Consider the following 14,776-nt stretch of genomic DNA (forward strand, 5'->3'; position numbering starts at 1 on the left):
ATCCACCATGAGCAATCCATTCGATGACGAGAATGCCCAGTTCTACGTGCTCGTCAACGAGGAGGCCCAGCACTCGCTGTGGCCGGTGTTCGCCGCCATCCCCGGCGGCTGGACCGCCGCGCACGGTCCGGCCCTGCGGCAGAGCTGCCTGGACTATGTCGAGGCGCATTGGACCGATATGCGGCCGGCGTCGCTGGTCCAGGCCATGGCGGTCGAGCCCGAATAGACCCGCGGAACACCGAGTTCCGCATCCACAGACCCGGGGTCAAACGACCTCGTGCGGCGGTCCCGAGAACAAACACACATCGAGGGGGTCTGTCCGCGTCGTGAAAGAAAGGGAATCACCATGACCACCACTCCTCCGGATCCGGGCACCGCGCCCTCGGTCGACATCGGCGCCGTCGTCTCCCAGGTCCTGAAGTTCCTGGGCGCCGGTTCCACCGCGAGCTACAACCCCAAGGGCCCGAAGCTCAAGAAGCACAGCGCGAAGTAATTCGCGCCGGATACACGAAATTCTCGAAAGGAAATCGCGATGGATTTCTACACTGGCAGCGGAATGACCGACCTGCTCATCGCAATTGCCAAGGTGGTCGGCTCCGGCTCCTCGACCTCGGTCACCCAGCCGGGTGGCGGCACCACTACCCCGACTCCGGTCGTCTAGGAGGCGTGCATGTTCAGCGGTAGTGCTGTGAACGACTTTCTCAGCTTCCTGGCGAAGTCGCTGGGCACCGGCTCCTCCTTCACCTGGCCGCCGGCGACTACGTAGCAGCTTTCGGGCAGGTGTGTGAAGGCCGCCAGGACAACCCGTCCTGGCGGCCCCCCGGGGCTCAGCGCCGCAATCGATCCAGGACCCAGCCCGCGGTCTCGGCGCTGGATCGGATCAGCGAGTGGTCCACCGGCGCCGCGTCCGGGAACAGGTCCTCGTAGACCGCGTTCTCGACGCCCGGTTCGTCGAGGGTCGAGCACAGCGGCGCGGGCGTGGCGAGCTGATCCCGGCGCGTCGCGATCACCGAATAGGTGACCCCGGGCTGGGTGACCCGCGTGTCGAAAATCGCCTTGTACACCGGCGAATCCGGTGTCATCTGCAGGGCCGTGGCCAGCTCCGGCGAGGCCGCGGCCAGCAGGGCGCCCAGCACGGGCAGCTCGTGCAGCAGTTGCACGGGGGTGATGGGCGGATTCTGGATGCCGAGGACACCCGCGCCGTCGCAGCCGCGCACCTCGGGCGTGATGAACACGGCGTGGCTCACCGTCGGCGCTCCGCCCAGCAGCTTCAGGTAATAGTTCGACACGATGGTCCCCGCCGAGTGTGCCACGATCTCGACCTTCTCGGCCCCGGTGGTCTCCCGCACCTTCTCGATGAAATCCGCGATCTGCCCGGCCTCGGCGGGCATGTCGCCGTTCCACCGCTTCCCGTTCACCACACCGCCCTGGAACAGCAGCGCGCAGTATCCGGCCCCGCGCAGTGCGCCGACCATGGTCTCCCACTGCGCGGCGGTCTGATCCGTGGTGCCGTCCCCGCCGGGCAGTACCACCACGGGATACGGATGCGCGGCGGTCGGCCCGCAGTCGATGGCCGGTTCGATGGTGTCCCCGACCGGCAATGGCCGATCCGCGGACCCGGTGTCCGGCGCGGCCTGCGCGGGCGCGGCCGACCACAGGACGGCGGCGCTCAGCGCTATCGCGACCGTGCTGATGATTCTCATGGGCAACAACGCCTTTCGGCCCTCGTCGTGCAGTCCTCCCCGACCATGCGCTGTGCACGATACCGGCCGGCCGCGGGAATTCGGTGAAGCGAATTCGACTCGCGCACGCAGCTTCGTGGATGAGCGAACGATTGGCAAATATATTTGCTCAGAACATAAATAACTCTCACCACGAAAGTGTCCCGGAGCGCCCGAACTCGCGCAATCGCTGAAGATTAGCTATGAGAGGGAGATATGAGCCGGCCCGAGCCCCTGGAACCACACGTGATCGGTCTCTACTGGGACCGGGACGGCGATATCTGGCAGCGGGAGGACGGCGGCTGGCGGCTCATCCTGCAGAGCGGCGTGGCCGTGGACCCGGTCTCGCTGTGGGAGTGGGACAACGGGCACGTCTGCGACTACGCGCCGTTCGTCCCACTGACCGCGCTGAAGGCCTAGCGCTCAGCGGCTCGGCGCGTCGGCGCCGAACAGGGTGACCTCCATCAGCCGGATCACCCTGGGCGGCGGGCAGATCGACGGGTGACCGCCGAACTCCCGTCCCAGATCCACCACCAGACCGAAGCCGGCCTGCACCAGGATGCGGGCCTCGCTCTCGGACAGTTCCGGGCGCACCGCCACCAGCAGCCGCACCCACTCGGCCACGATGAGCCGCTGCACATTGCGCAGCATCGTGCGCTCCTCGGCCGAGACATGGCCGAACTCGGCGTAGTACACGAAGGTCAGCTCGCGCTCGGCGAACGATCCCGCGACATACAGATCCACCAGTTTGCGCAGCGCCTCGGCCGGACTCGACGAGGTCGCCACCGCCGGGCCGATCGCCCCGGACACCCGGTCCGCCGCCCGGCGGAACGCGGCTGCCAGCAGATCGCCCTTGCTGCGGTAGTACCGGTACACCGCCGAGGCCGCCGACAGATCGGCCGCCGCCGCGATGTCCTCCACGCTCACATTGGGATAGCCGCGCTGGTGGAACAGCTCCACCGCCTTCTTCAACAGCAGCTCGTGCTTGAAACTGCGCGGGATCTCCACCGCCCGCGGCGGCTCCGCCGCGGTGCCCTCCGGCGGCAGCTCGGTGTCGAGGATGGCGTCGCAGGCCGAATGCAGCAGGGCCGTCAGCGATTTCGCGGGCAGGGTGGCGTGGTGGTCGCCGATGCTGGAGATGACGCTGAGCATCGACACCGCCCGCACCGCGCGATCGTGCCCGTCGAGTTCGGGCCGCACGTCCGCGATGAGCGCGCGCAACGTGGTCAGTGCCACGATGAACTGCTCCTCCAGGATCTGCCGATCGGTGTCGTCGAGATAGCGGCGCTCCCAGCGCACCAGGGTGACGGTGGCGCGGTTGGCGATGGTCTCGGCGATCATCCGATCCAGTACCCGGTTCAACCGGGCGCGCGGGGCCAGGCCCTCGGACTCGTCGGGCAGCGTGGCCGCCTCGGCGGTGAGCCGCGACAGACGGAGCAATTCCTCCCGGAACAGCGCGTACTTGCTCGGATAGTGCCGGTACAGGGCAGCCGAGGAGATACCGAGCCGGGTGGCGATGTCCTCCATGCTCACGCCGTGGTAGCCGAGTGATCCGAAGGCGGCGGCCGAAGTGGCGGCGATCTGCGCGCGCCGATTCTTCGGGCGGCGGCGGATCACGCGCTGCGGCTGCTCCTCGACGGTCATATCGCAATGGTAATCACCAGGCATTTCGGCCGACGTCCCGCCGCCGATCTCGGTAGTCTGCCGGGATGCGCACGGTTGACGTCGAACGCACCATCGCCGCCCCGCCCGCGGATGTCTTCGACTGGCTCACCGATGTCGCGAATTATCAACGGGTTCCGTTCGTCCGCCGCGTCACCCTGGTCCGTCCCGGCAATACCGCGGGCAACGGCGTGGGCGCGGTGCGGCTGGTGGTGACCCCGCTCATGCGGCTCACCCAGGAGATCACCGAATACGATCCGCCCCGGCTGATGCGGTATCGCGGGCTGAAATCCGTTCCGCGCCTGCGGCATCAGGAGGGTTGGATCAGCTGCGAGCCGGTCGAGGGCGGCACGCTGGTGCGCTGGTCGACGACCTTCGAGGTCGCCGCGCCCGTGCTCGCGTCGCTGTGGACCTTCCTGTCGGCCCCGGTGGTGAGCCTCAGCTTCGACATGGTGCTGCGGACCGCCGCGCGCGAACTGCGCGGTGCGTGAACGCGGCGCCCCGCGCGCCGTTACCATCTGGGGCCATGGCCGAGATCAAGGTGGAGCGCCGGGACTCCGTGGCGCTGGTGACGGTGCACGACCCCGACAAGCGGAATGCGTTGACGCTGGATCTATCCGCCGATCTCGCGGACGCGGTGGCGGACGCCGAGGCCGACGCGTCGGTGCACGCCCTGGTGGTCACCGGCACGCCCCCCGCCTTCTGCGCGGGCGCCAACCTGACCGCCCTGGGCGAGGCGAAGGAAGAGGGCCTGCGGGCCATCTACGAAGGCTTCCTGGCGGTGGCGCGCTGCACACTGCCGACCATCGCCGCCGTCGGCGGGCAGGCCGTGGGCGCGGGCCTGAACCTGGCCCTGGCCGCGGACCTGCGCTTCGCGAATACCAACGCCCGCTTCGACGCTCGCTTCCTGCGCCTGGGCATCCACCCCGGCGGCGGTATGACCTGGATGCTGCAGCGCGCGGTAGGCCCGCAGCAGGCGACGGCCATGACGCTGTTCGGTGAGGTGCTCGACGCCCCGGCCGCGGCGGCCGCCGGGCTGGTCCACCGCGTCGTCGACGGCGATCACGCCGCCTTGGTGGCCGCCGCCGTCGAATACGCCTCCGCGACAGCGGAAGTCCCGCGAGACCTGCTCATCACCACCAAACGCACCATGCGCGCCACCCGCGCCCTGCCCACCCACGCCGAAGCGGTCAGCGCCGAGGTGGTCCCGCAGCTCGCCTCGCTCGAATCGCCGGAGTTCGCCGCCCGCCTGGCCGCGGCGCAGACCCGGATCAGCGGGTCGTCCGCGAATTGAGCTCGATCGAACGGTGAAACAGCCTGTGGCGTGAACGGATTCGATGCCGTCCGCGCCAGGGCGCGTTTCGGGGGATGGTGGGGGAGTCAGTCCAGGGCGGCGAGCGCCATGCGCCGCAGGACCGGCCTTGCCTTGGTGGCGCTGGCCGGTGCGCTGTGCGGGGTCGAGTTGATCAGTCCGAAGGTGGCGTGCGCTTGAACGCGCGCGGCCTGCTCGGGTAGCTCGGGCCGTAGTTCGCGCAGCACCGTCACCCACACCTCCACGTACTGCCGCTGGGTGCGCCGCACCTGGCGGCGGGCCGACTCCGGCAGATTCTCCAGGTCGCGGTCCTGGATGCGGATCAGCTCGGGCTCGCCGAGTGCGAAGTCGAGGTGGAAATCCACCAGTCCGTGCAGCGCCGCGCGCGGCGAGCCCGCCGCGTGCGCCACCGCCCGGCCGCCGTCGAGCAGCCGCTGACTGATCCCGACCAGCAGCTCGACCAGCAGCGCCTCCTTGTTGGGGAAGTGCCGGTACACGGCGGGCCCGCTGATGCCGGCCGCCGCGCCCAGATCGTCGAGCCGCATCCCGAGGAATCCGCGGTCCGCGATGAGCCGCGCACCCGCCTCCAGCAGCTGCTCCCGACGCTGCGCCTTGAGCTGCTCGCGCCGGGTCAGCCCCACGGATTCCGTCGCACTGTTCACCGTGGCTCCTTTCAGCGGTGCTGGACAACTCAGTTAGTGAAGATTATCTTATTTTCCAGTTATTGGTGACTAACCGAGCGGACCGGATCGGTCGCACGGGGAGGCGGAGCGGATGACGCTGAGCGAACAGACGCGGACCGGGAACCGGGACGCGCACCTGGCGTTGGTCGACGAGCTGCGGGAGCGATTGGCCGTCAGCGCGCTGGGCGGGCCCGAGAAGTCCCGGGAACGGCACCTGGCCCGCGGCAAGCTGCTGCCGCGCCAGCGGGTGGACCAGCTGCTCGACACCGGCAGCCCGTTCCTGGAGCTGTCGCCGCTGGCGGCCAACGGCATGTACGACGACGAATGCCCCGGTGCGGGCGTGATCGGCGGCATCGGCCGGGTCTCCGGGCGCGAGTGCGTGATCCTCGCCAACGACGCGACGGTCAAGGGCGGCACCTACTACCCGATGTCGGTCAAGAAGCACCTGCGTGCTCAGGAAGTCGCGCTGCAGAACAATCTGCCCTGCGTCTACCTGGTCGACTCCGGCGGCGCCTACCTGCCGCGTCAGGACGAGGTGTTCCCCGACCGCGAGCACTTCGGCCGCATCTTCTTCAACCAGGCCACCATGAGCGCCAAGGGGATCGCGCAGATCTCCGCGGTCATGGGCTCGTGCACCGCGGGCGGCGCGTACGTCCCCGCCATGAGCGACGAGACCGTCATCGTGCGCAATCAGGGCACCATCTTCCTGGGCGGCCCGCCGCTGGTGAAGGCGGCCACCGGCGAGGTCGTCACCGCCGAGGAGCTGGGCGGCGGCGACCTGCACTCGCGCACCTCCGGCGTCACCGACCACCTGGCCGAGAGCGATCAGGACGCGCTGCGCATCGTGCGCAATATCGTGGCCACGCTCGGCCCGAAGACGCCGACGCCGTGGGATGTCGCGCCGACCGTGGACCCGATCGCGCCGCAGGACGAGCTGTACGACGTGGTCCCGGTGGACCTGCGCACCCCCTACGACGTCCGCGAGGTCATCACCCGCATCGTCGACGGCGGCGAATTCCAGGAATTCAAGGCCGAATACGGCAAGACCCTGGTCACCGGTTTCGCCCGGATCCACGGCCACCCGGTCGGCATCGTCGCCAACAACGGCGTGCTGTTCGCCGAATCCGCCATGAAGGGCGCGCATTTCATCGAACTGTGCGACAAGCGCAAGATCCCGCTGCTGTTCCTGCAGAACATCACCGGCTTCATGGTCGGGCGCGACTACGAGGCGGGCGGCATCGCCAAGCACGGCGCGAAGATGGTGACCGCGGTCGCGTGCGCCCGGGTGCCGAAGCTGACCGTGGTGATCGGCGGCTCCTACGGCGCGGGCAACTACTCCATGTGCGGGCGCGCGTATTCGCCGCGCTTCCTGTGGATGTGGCCCAATGCCCGGATCTCCGTCATGGGCGGCGAGCAGGCGGCCTCGGTGCTGGCCACCGTGCGCGGCGAAGCGCTGGGAGGTGGAGCGCAGTCGGAGGAGGATCTGGAGAAGTTCAAGGCCCCGATCCGTGAGCAGTACGAGGCCCAGGGCAATCCGTACTACTCCACCGCCCGCCTCTGGGACGATGGCGTCATCGACCCGGCGGACACCAGAACCGTTGTCGGCCTGGCCCTCTCCGCCTGCGCGCAGGCCCCGCTCGAGCCCGTTTCCTACGGCGTCTTCCGGATGTGATGACCATGATGAACAAGGCAACCCCCGTCGTCTTCGACACCGTGCTGGTCGCCAATCGCGGCGAGATCGCGGTCCGCGTCATTCGCACCCTGCGCGACATGGGAATTCGATCGGTCGCGGTCTACAGCGACGCCGACGCCGACGCCCGCCACGTGCGCGAGGCCGACACCGCGGTCCGCCTCGGCCCGGCCGCCGCGCGCGAGTCCTACCTGAACATCGACAAGGTGGTCGCCGCCGCCGTGCGCTCCGGCGCGCAGGCCGTGCATCCGGGATACGGCTTCCTGTCCGAGAATTCGGCCTTCGCGGCCGCGCTCGAGGCGGCGGGCATCGCCTTCCTGGGCCCGTCCGCCCGCGCCATCGAGATCATGGGCGACAAGATCACCGCCAAGAACGCGGTCGCCGAATACGGCGTGCCCGTGGTGCCCGGCATCGCCAAGCCCGGTCTCACCGACGCCGAATTGATCGCCGCCGCGACCGAGATCGGCTACCCGGTGCTGGTCAAGCCGTCCGCCGGTGGCGGCGGCAAGGGCATGCGCCGCGTCGACGATCCCGCCGACCTGCCCGCGGCCCTGGTCAGCGCCCGCCGCGAGGCCGGCGCCGCGTTCGGTGACGACACCCTGTTCCTGGAACGCTTCGTCACCAAGCCGCGCCACATCGAGGTGCAGATCCTGGCCGACCAGTTCGGTCACGTGCTGCACCTGGGCGAACGCGAATGCAGCCTGCAGCGCCGCCATCAGAAGGTGATCGAGGAAGCCCCCTCGCCGCTGCTGGACGCGCGCACCCGGGCCCGGATCGGCGCGGCCGCCTGCAATACCGCGCGCAGTGTCGACTACGTCGGCGCGGGCACCGTCGAGTTCATCGTCTCCGCGGACCAGCCGGACGAGTTCTTCTTCATGGAGATGAACACCCGGCTTCAGGTGGAACATCCGGTCACCGAACTGGTCACCGGCGTCGACCTGGTGGAATGCCAGGTCCGCATCGCGGCCGGGCAGAAGCTCTCCGCCGCGCAGGAGGATGTCCGGCTCACCGGGCACGCCATCGAGGCGCGCGTGTACGCCGAGGATCCGGGCCGCGACTTCCTGCCCACCGGCGGCACCGTGCTCGCCCTGTCCGAGCCGGAAGGCCCGGGCGTGCGGGTGGATTCGGGTCTGCGCACCGGCACCGTCGTCGGGTCCGACTACGACCCGATGCTGTCGAAGGTCATCGCGCACGCCGACGACCGCGGCGCGGCCATCGCGAAACTCGATGCGGCCCTGCGGGACACCCAGATCCTCGGCGTGCGCACCAACACCGATTTCGCGCGCTTCCTGCTCGCCGACCCGGACGTCCTCGCCGGACAGCTCGACACCGGCCTGCTGGACCGCCGCGCCGCCGACTTCGCCCCCGCCGCCGTCACCGATGAGCAGTTCATCGCGGCCGCCGCGCGGCTGTGGCTGCGGCACTGGCCGACCGGTCCGGTGGATCCGTGGCAGCTGCCCACCGGCTGGCGGGTCGGCGCGCACGCGCCCTTCGGTATCCGCCTGATCGGCGGCGACCGCACCACGCACGTGTTCTTCTCCGGCACCCCGGACCGGGCCACCACCTGGATCGAGGACGGCGAGCGGCGCACCCTCACCGTCGATTCCGACGGGGACACGCTCACCCTCGCCATCGACGGTCTGCGCGGCCGCTACCGGGTCGCCACCGCGCCCGGCCACCTCTGGGTCGCCGACCGCACCGGCACCGCCCTGCTGCGCGAGGTCGCCGAGGCCGATGTCCGCGTCGGCGACGCCCACGTCGGCGACGCCGAGATCCAGAGCCCTATGCCGGGTTCGGTCATCGCCACCCCCGCCGCCGACGGCGATGTCGTCGCGGCGGGCGCCCCCATCGTGGTCGTGGAGGCCATGAAGATGGAACACACCCTCACCGCCCCCATCGCCGGCCGCGTCGAACTGCTGGTCGAGCCGGGCGCGCAGGTGAAACTCGAACAGCCGCTGGCTCGCATCATCGCCGAGGAGAACACCCAGTCATGACCGATTTCCTGTCCACCGGAACGCTTCCGGACGAATACCGCGAACTCGCCCTCACCGTCCGCGACTTCGCCAACCAGGTGGTGGCCCCGGTCGCCGCCAAGCACGACGCCGAGCACAGCTTCCCGTACGAGGTCATCTCCGGCATGGCCGACATGGGCCTGTTCGGCCTGCCGTTCCCCGAGGAGTTCGGCGGCATGGGCGGCGACTACTTCGCGCTCTGCCTGGCGCTCGAGGAGCTCGGCAAGGTCGACCAGAGCGTCGCCATCACCCTGGAGGCCGGAGTCTCGCTGGGCGCCATGCCGATCTACCGTTTCGGCAACGACAAGCAGAAGGCGGAGTGGCTGCCGCTGCTGGCCAGCGGGCGCGCGCTGGGCGCGTTCGGCCTCACCGAGCCGGGCGCCGGCAGTGACGCGGGCGGCACCCGCACCACCGCGGTGCTCGACGGCGACAGCTGGATCATCAACGGCTCCAAGCAGTTCATCACCAACTCGGGCACCGACATCACCCGGCTGGTGACGGTCACCGCGGTCACCGGGGCGGTGGACGGCAAGAAGGAGATCTCCACGATCATCGTTCCCGCCGACACCCCGGGCTTCACCGCCGAGCCCGCCTACAACAAGGTCGGCTGGAACGCCTCCGACACCCACCCGCTCAGCTTCGTCGACGTCCGGGTGCCGGAGGAGAACCTGCTCGGCGAGCGCGGCCGCGGCTACGCCAACTTCCTGCGCATCCTCGACGAGGGCCGGATCGCCATCGCCGCGCTGTCGGTCGGCGCGGCCCAGGGCTGCGTGGACGAGAGCGTCCGCTACGCCAAGGAGCGCGAGGCCTTCGGCCGCCCGATCGGCAGCAACCAGGCCATCGCCTTCAAGATCGCCCGCATGGAGACGCGCGCCCACATGGCCCGCACCGCCTACTACGACGCGGCCGCGCTCATGCTGTCCGGCAAGCCGTTCAAGAAGCAGGCCGCCATCGCCAAGCTGGTCGCCAGCGAGGCCGCCATGGACAATGCCCGCGACGCCACGCAGATCTTCGGCGGCTACGGGTTCATGAACGAATATGCTGTGGCCCGGCACTATCGCGACAGCAAGATCCTGGAAATCGGTGAGGGCACCACGGAGGTGCAGTTGATGCTGATCGGTCGGGAGCTCGGCCTGTGACCGAGGTGAAGCGGGTCGTCCAGCGCGGTCTGTGGTTCGACGAGTTCGAGATCGGTGTGGTCTATGAGCACCGGCCGGGTCGAACCATCACCGAGGCCGACAATGTGCTGTTCACGACGCTGACCATGAACACCCAGGCCCTGCACCTGGACGCCGCGTTCTCCGATGCGCTGCCGCCGTTCCACCAGCGGCTGGTGAACTCCATGTTCACGCTGTCCACGCTGGTGGGTCTGTCGGTCGCGCAGCTGACCCAGGGCACCATCGTGGCCAACCTCGGGTTCTCCGACATCGCCTTTCCCAAGCCGCTCTTCCACGGGGACACGCTGTATGCGGAGACCGTGGTGACCGACCTGCGGGAATCCAAGAGCCGTCCGGGCGAGGGCATCGTGACCTTCGCGCACACCGGACGCAATCAGCACGGTGAGATCGTGGCCACCGCCGTCCGCAAGACCCTCGTCAGACGCAATCCACTGTCCAGCACGCAGGGAGAACCCGCATGAGTTGGGAAATGCCCGGTCCCGCGTGGCTTTTCTGCCCAGCGGACCGGCCCGAGCGGTACGGCAAGGCCCTGGCCGCCGCCGACGTCGTCATCATCGACCTCGAGGACGGCGTCGCCGAGGCCGACAAGGCGTCCGCTCGTGAGGCGCTGATCGCCAACCCGCTGGATCCGGAGCGCACCGTCGTCCGCGTCAACGCCGCGGGCACCCTCGAGCACATGCTCGACCTGGACGCCCTGGTGCGTACCGAATACCGCCGCATCATGCTGCCCAAATGCGAATCGGCCGAGCAGATCACGCGGCTCGCCGACTACGAGGTGATCGCGCTCATCGAATCGCCGCTGGGCGCGCTCGCCGTCGGCCGGGCGGTCATGGTGCGCAATGCCATCGGCGTCATGTGGGGCGCGGAGGACCTGGTCGCCGCGCTCGGCGGCAATTCCAGCCGGCACGCGGACGGCGGCTACCGGGATGTGGCCCGGCACGTGCGGTCGCAGTCGTTGCTGGCGGCCAAGGCGTACGGCAAGTTCGCGCTGGACTCGGTGTATCTCGACATTCCGGATCTGACCGGGCTGGGTGCCGAGTCCGAGGACGCGGTGGCCATCGGCTTCGACGCCAAGGTGGCCATCCACCCCAGTCAGCTGCCGGTCATCAGGACCGCCTACGCGCCCGCCGCCACGGAGGTCGACTGGGCGCAAAGGCTTTTGGTGGAAGCACCCAACCATCGGGGTGTCTTCACCTTCGAAGGGCGCATGGTGGATATGCCGGTCATCCGGCACGCCGAGCGCATCGTGCAGCGGGCCGACGCGGCCGGCAGCGCGGGATACGCGTCGTAGGAGGTATGGCGGTGGAACCACAGTGGGTGCCGAGCGACGACGATCTCGCCGAGGCCCAGGTGACCAGTTTCGCGCTGTTCGTCGAGAAGCGCACGGGACAGTCCTTCCCGGACTATCAGGCGTTGTGGCAGTGGTCGATCGACGACCTGGAAGGGTTCTGGGGCGCGCTCTGGGACTACTTCGACCTCGGCGAGCGGGCCGGCGAGGTGCTCGGCTCCGTGGACATGCCGGGCGCGCAGTGGTTCCCGGGAGCGCGGCTGAACTATGTCGAGCAGGTGCTGCGGCAGGTTCGTGACGACCGGCCCGCGATCCTGTCGGTCGACGAGACCGGTGAGATCACCGAGATCTCCTGGGCCGCGCTGGTCGCCACCGCCGCGGCGTTCGCGCGCACTCTGCGCGAACTGGGCGTCGGCCCCGGCGACCGGGTCGCCGGGTACCTGCCGAACATCGCCGAAGCCGTCATCGCGTTTCTGGCCACGGCCGGCATCGGAGCCATCTGGAGCGCTTGCGGCCAGGACTATTCCGCGCAGGCCGCCCTCGACCGGCTCGGCCAGCTCGAGCCGAAGGTGCTGGTCACGGCCGACGGGTACCGCTTCGGCGGCAAGGTGCACGACAAGACCGCCGATATCGCGGCGCTGCGCGCGGGCCTGCCCTCGCTGGCCGGGACCGTCGTGGTGTCGCGCATCGGCGCGGCCGTGCCGGACGCGATCACCTGGGAGAACGTCGACCCGGGCGACGCGGACGTGGACTTCGACATCGAAGCCGTGGACTTCGCGCACCCGCTGTGGGTGCTGTACTCCTCGGGCACCACCGGCAAGCCCAAGGGCATCGTGCACGGACACGGCGGCGTGCTGCTGGAGCATCTGAAAGCCGTTGCCCTGCAATCCGATATCGGGCCCGACGACACGTTCTTCTGGTACACCAGTCCCAGCTGGATGATGTGGAACTTCCAGGTCGCCGGACTGCTGGTCGGCGCCACCATCGTCTGCTACGACGGCAGCCCGGCCGCGCCCACCCCGGACGCGCTGTGGCAGCTGGCCGCCCGCACCCGCGCCACCGTCCTCGGCACCAGCCCCGGCTATGTGCTGGCCTGCGCCAAGGCCGGATCCGTGCCGCGCAGCGACCACGACCTGTCCGCGCTGCGGCTGGTCGGCATCACCGGCTCGTCGCTGCCGCCGTCCTCCTCACTGTGGCTGCGCGACAATGTCGGCGAGCGGGTGCCGGTGGCCTCGATCAGCGGCGGCACCGACGTGGTGTCGGCGTTCATCGGCGGCGTCCGCACCGTGCCGGTGTGGCCGGGCGAACTGTCGGCCCCGTATCTCGGCGTGGCCCTGGACGCCTGGGACGAACAGGGCAATCCGGTTCGGGACGAGGTCGGCGAGCTGGTCATCACCAAGCCGATGCCGTCCATGCCGGTGTCGTTCTGGAACGACGCCGACGGCTCCCGCTACCGCGACGCGTACTTCGAGATGTTCCCCGGCGTCTGGCGGCACGGCGACTGGATCACCATCACCGGCCACGGCAGCATCGTCGTGCACGGGCGCTCGGATTCCACCCTGAACCGGCAGGGCATCCGCATGGGCAGCGCAGACATCTACCAGGCGGTGGAACGTATTCCGGAGATCGCCGAAGCGCTGGTCATCGGTGCCGAACAACCGGACGGCGGCTATTGGATGCCCTTGTTCGTGGTGCTCACCCCCGGCGTCGAATTGACCGACGAATTGCGCGGCCGGATCAATGCGACCATTCGCGCGGAGGTGTCCCCGCGGCATGTCCCCGACGAAATCATCGCCGCCCCCGGCATTCCGCACACCCGCACCGGCAAGAAGCTGGAAGTGCCGATCAAGAAGCTCTTCCAGGGCGCGGAAGCCGCCACCGTGGTGGCCCCCACCGCCGTGGACGTGCCCGAGCTGCTCGAGTGGTACGCCGCCCAGAAGCCGCGCGGATAACCGGAAGCCCGCAGGACGAGCGGAGTTTCTCAGTGTGCGCCGGGCAGGCGTCGCCGCCCGGTGCACACCTCCGACGCCAAATCCTCGTAGCCGACGGCCAATTCGGCCAGGTGCTCCCAGGCCACGGTGAGATCCCGGCCGGATTCGCGCGCCAAGGCGGCATAGGCGGCGGCGGTGAGCCGGGCCAGCCGGTCGATGACCGCGCCGAGCGTCTCGGTGTGCACGCGGGCCGCGCCGTGCGACGGCGGCAATTGCGCTGTCACCCAGCAGTCGATCTCGTGCACCAAATTCGAACGGCGCGTGTCGAGTTCGGTGAGCTGCTCCGGCCGGGCACTGAGCAGACTCTCGTGAAGTCCGGTCAGATCGTGCGCGGCGCGCAATAGTGGATGTCCGGGAAAACCTGTCCCACGGCAAGCCTGAAGGACTTGGTTCTTGGATGGCAGTGTGTCCCTCATCGCTACTGCTCCTAACACCGCTACCTGCGAATTCCAAGCACAGTAGTCAGCGCAGATGACAGGGACGTGTCTGCCGGTTCAACAGCCCACTGCCATTCCGCTAGGGGAACCTCGCCATAACCGGAGATCAATCGGTGAGCTGTCCTATGTGGAACGATCAGTCTCGAATCCGGCCGGTCGTGAAAACTGTGGATGAATCGGAAATCCGTTCAGCCGAGCACGGATACAGCCGTCCGCGCGGCATCACGCAGGCGCGCAGCGGAATCCGGCGTTCGCTCGAGAACTCGGACACCCTGGAGGAAAACCAGGAGGAATCGGGCAAGTGAACGCGGATCCGAATCCGCGGCCAGTTCCCCCTGCGCGCGAGCCCGCAGCAACGCCGAAGTCAGCGTCGTTTCCAGGTGTGCCCAGCTCGACTCCACCAGCCGCGCCACCGCCTCGTCGGTGCGAGCCCGTTCGACCGCGCTGTTCACCACCATGCAACCCAGATGCGAATCGGGACTGGAGGCTTCGCGCACGAACCGCTCGACCAGACCGCGCACCGCGGGCAGTACCGGACCCGGCTGCGACAGCTCCGCCATGATGGCCGGATCGGTGGTCTCGAGATAGCGCCGCAGGGCCTTCAGATAGAGGTCGCGCTTACCGCCGAAGGTGCCGTAGATGCTCGCCTTGGCAATCCCAAGATGCTCAACCAGATCCGCCATCGACGTCGCCTCGTAGCCGTGCTCCCAGAACAATTCGAGAGCGCGGCGCAAGGCGGTGCCGGGGTCGAACTCCTTGGTCCTCGCCATGACGAGCACCCTACGTCTTTCGGGACCGTCCG

17 protein-coding genes are annotated in these 14,776 nt (G+C 69.0%); 12 read left to right on the forward strand and 5 right to left on the reverse strand.

Annotated features, from left to right (window positions below; genetic code table 11):
- Positions 1-7 precede the first annotated feature (7 nt).
- From ACFRAQ_RS01300 to ACFRAQ_RS01310, 3 genes are all read left to right on the forward strand, one after another.
- Entirely contained in the window at positions 8-226 is a 219-nt protein-coding gene (locus ACFRAQ_RS01300; protein ID WP_357091190.1) for an MbtH family protein, read from the forward strand.
- A gap of 120 nt (positions 227-346) precedes the next feature.
- Positions 347-493, forward strand: coding sequence for a hypothetical protein (locus ACFRAQ_RS01305; protein ID WP_357281707.1), 147 nt, complete (start codon positions 347-349; stop codon positions 491-493).
- A 39-nt stretch (positions 494-532) separates the two neighbouring features.
- A complete protein-coding gene (locus ACFRAQ_RS01310) occupies positions 533-661 on the forward strand; it encodes a hypothetical protein (protein ID WP_357281705.1) in 129 nt (42 codons plus the stop codon).
- Positions 662-827: 166 nt separating this feature from the next.
- Here ACFRAQ_RS01310 and ACFRAQ_RS01315 read toward each other — a convergent pair whose 3' ends face one another.
- Positions 828-1,703: an esterase/lipase family protein gene (locus tag ACFRAQ_RS01315; RefSeq protein ID WP_379092479.1), complete on the reverse strand. Its 876-nt coding sequence runs from the start codon at positions 1,701-1,703 to the stop codon at positions 828-830.
- Positions 1,704-1,937: 234 nt separating this feature from the next.
- On the opposite strand from ACFRAQ_RS01315, the gene ACFRAQ_RS01320 reads away from it, so the two are divergent.
- Positions 1,938-2,141, forward strand: coding sequence for a hypothetical protein (locus ACFRAQ_RS01320; RefSeq protein WP_357091198.1), 204 nt, complete (start codon positions 1,938-1,940; stop codon positions 2,139-2,141).
- 3 nt (positions 2,142-2,144) lie between these two features.
- Here ACFRAQ_RS01320 and ACFRAQ_RS01325 read toward each other — a convergent pair whose 3' ends face one another.
- Positions 2,145-3,365: a TetR/AcrR family transcriptional regulator gene (locus ACFRAQ_RS01325; protein WP_379092482.1), complete on the reverse strand. Its 1,221-nt coding sequence runs from the start codon at positions 3,363-3,365 to the stop codon at positions 2,145-2,147.
- Between the two features lie 65 nt (positions 3,366-3,430).
- On the opposite strand from ACFRAQ_RS01325, the gene ACFRAQ_RS01330 reads away from it, so the two are divergent.
- Both ACFRAQ_RS01330 and ACFRAQ_RS01335 read left to right on the forward strand, forming a co-directional pair.
- Positions 3,431-3,874, forward strand: a complete 444-nt coding sequence (locus tag ACFRAQ_RS01330) for an SRPBCC family protein (protein WP_357281699.1) — start codon at positions 3,431-3,433, stop codon at positions 3,872-3,874.
- 35 nt (positions 3,875-3,909) lie between these two features.
- Entirely contained in the window at positions 3,910-4,677 is a 768-nt protein-coding gene (locus ACFRAQ_RS01335; RefSeq protein WP_379092487.1) for an enoyl-CoA hydratase, read from the forward strand.
- An 86-nt stretch (positions 4,678-4,763) separates the two neighbouring features.
- On the opposite strand, the gene ACFRAQ_RS01340 is transcribed toward ACFRAQ_RS01335, so the two are convergent.
- Complete coding sequence (locus tag ACFRAQ_RS01340; protein ID WP_379092490.1) at positions 4,764-5,357, reverse strand: TetR/AcrR family transcriptional regulator; 594 nt, start codon at positions 5,355-5,357, stop codon at positions 4,764-4,766.
- A gap of 112 nt (positions 5,358-5,469) precedes the next feature.
- Between ACFRAQ_RS01340 and ACFRAQ_RS01345 the strand changes: the two genes are divergently transcribed.
- From ACFRAQ_RS01345 to ACFRAQ_RS01370, 6 genes are read left to right on the forward strand one after another with little or no spacing between them, the layout of a single operon-like run.
- On the forward strand, positions 5,470-7,050 hold the full coding sequence (locus ACFRAQ_RS01345; RefSeq protein WP_379092493.1) for a carboxyl transferase domain-containing protein: 1,581 nt from the start codon (positions 5,470-5,472) through the stop codon (positions 7,048-7,050).
- A gap of 5 nt (positions 7,051-7,055) precedes the next feature.
- The gene (locus tag ACFRAQ_RS01350; RefSeq protein ID WP_379092496.1) at positions 7,056-9,062 is read left to right on the forward strand and encodes an acetyl-CoA carboxylase biotin carboxylase subunit; all 2,007 of its coding nucleotides are present in this window, start codon (positions 7,056-7,058) and stop codon (positions 9,060-9,062) included.
- Positions 9,059-10,219, forward strand: coding sequence for an acyl-CoA dehydrogenase family protein (locus ACFRAQ_RS01355; RefSeq protein WP_379092499.1), 1,161 nt, complete (start codon positions 9,059-9,061; stop codon positions 10,217-10,219). Before ACFRAQ_RS01350 ends, ACFRAQ_RS01355 begins: the two co-directional genes overlap by 4 nt.
- Positions 10,216-10,719, forward strand: coding sequence for a MaoC family dehydratase (locus tag ACFRAQ_RS01360; protein WP_379092502.1), 504 nt, complete (start codon positions 10,216-10,218; stop codon positions 10,717-10,719). Before ACFRAQ_RS01355 ends, ACFRAQ_RS01360 begins: the two co-directional genes overlap by 4 nt.
- Entirely contained in the window at positions 10,716-11,549 is an 834-nt protein-coding gene (locus ACFRAQ_RS01365) for an HpcH/HpaI aldolase/citrate lyase family protein (RefSeq protein ID WP_379092505.1), read from the forward strand. Before ACFRAQ_RS01360 ends, ACFRAQ_RS01365 begins: the two co-directional genes overlap by 4 nt.
- Before the next feature lie 5 nt (positions 11,550-11,554).
- A complete protein-coding gene (locus ACFRAQ_RS01370; RefSeq protein ID WP_379092508.1) occupies positions 11,555-13,498 on the forward strand; it encodes an acetoacetate--CoA ligase in 1,944 nt (647 codons plus the stop codon).
- 29 nt (positions 13,499-13,527) lie between these two features.
- On the opposite strand, the gene ACFRAQ_RS01375 is transcribed toward ACFRAQ_RS01370, so the two are convergent.
- Positions 13,528-13,953, reverse strand: a complete 426-nt coding sequence (locus ACFRAQ_RS01375; protein ID WP_379092511.1) for a DUF4254 domain-containing protein — start codon at positions 13,951-13,953, stop codon at positions 13,528-13,530.
- Positions 13,954-14,162: 209 nt separating this feature from the next.
- Positions 14,163-14,744: a TetR/AcrR family transcriptional regulator gene (locus ACFRAQ_RS01380; RefSeq protein WP_379092514.1), complete on the reverse strand. Its 582-nt coding sequence runs from the start codon at positions 14,742-14,744 to the stop codon at positions 14,163-14,165.
- Between the last annotated feature and the right edge of the window lie 32 nt (positions 14,745-14,776).

Source organism: Nocardia sp. NPDC056611 (assembly GCF_042792755.1).
Lineage (GTDB): Bacteria > Actinomycetota > Actinomycetes > Mycobacteriales > Mycobacteriaceae > Nocardia.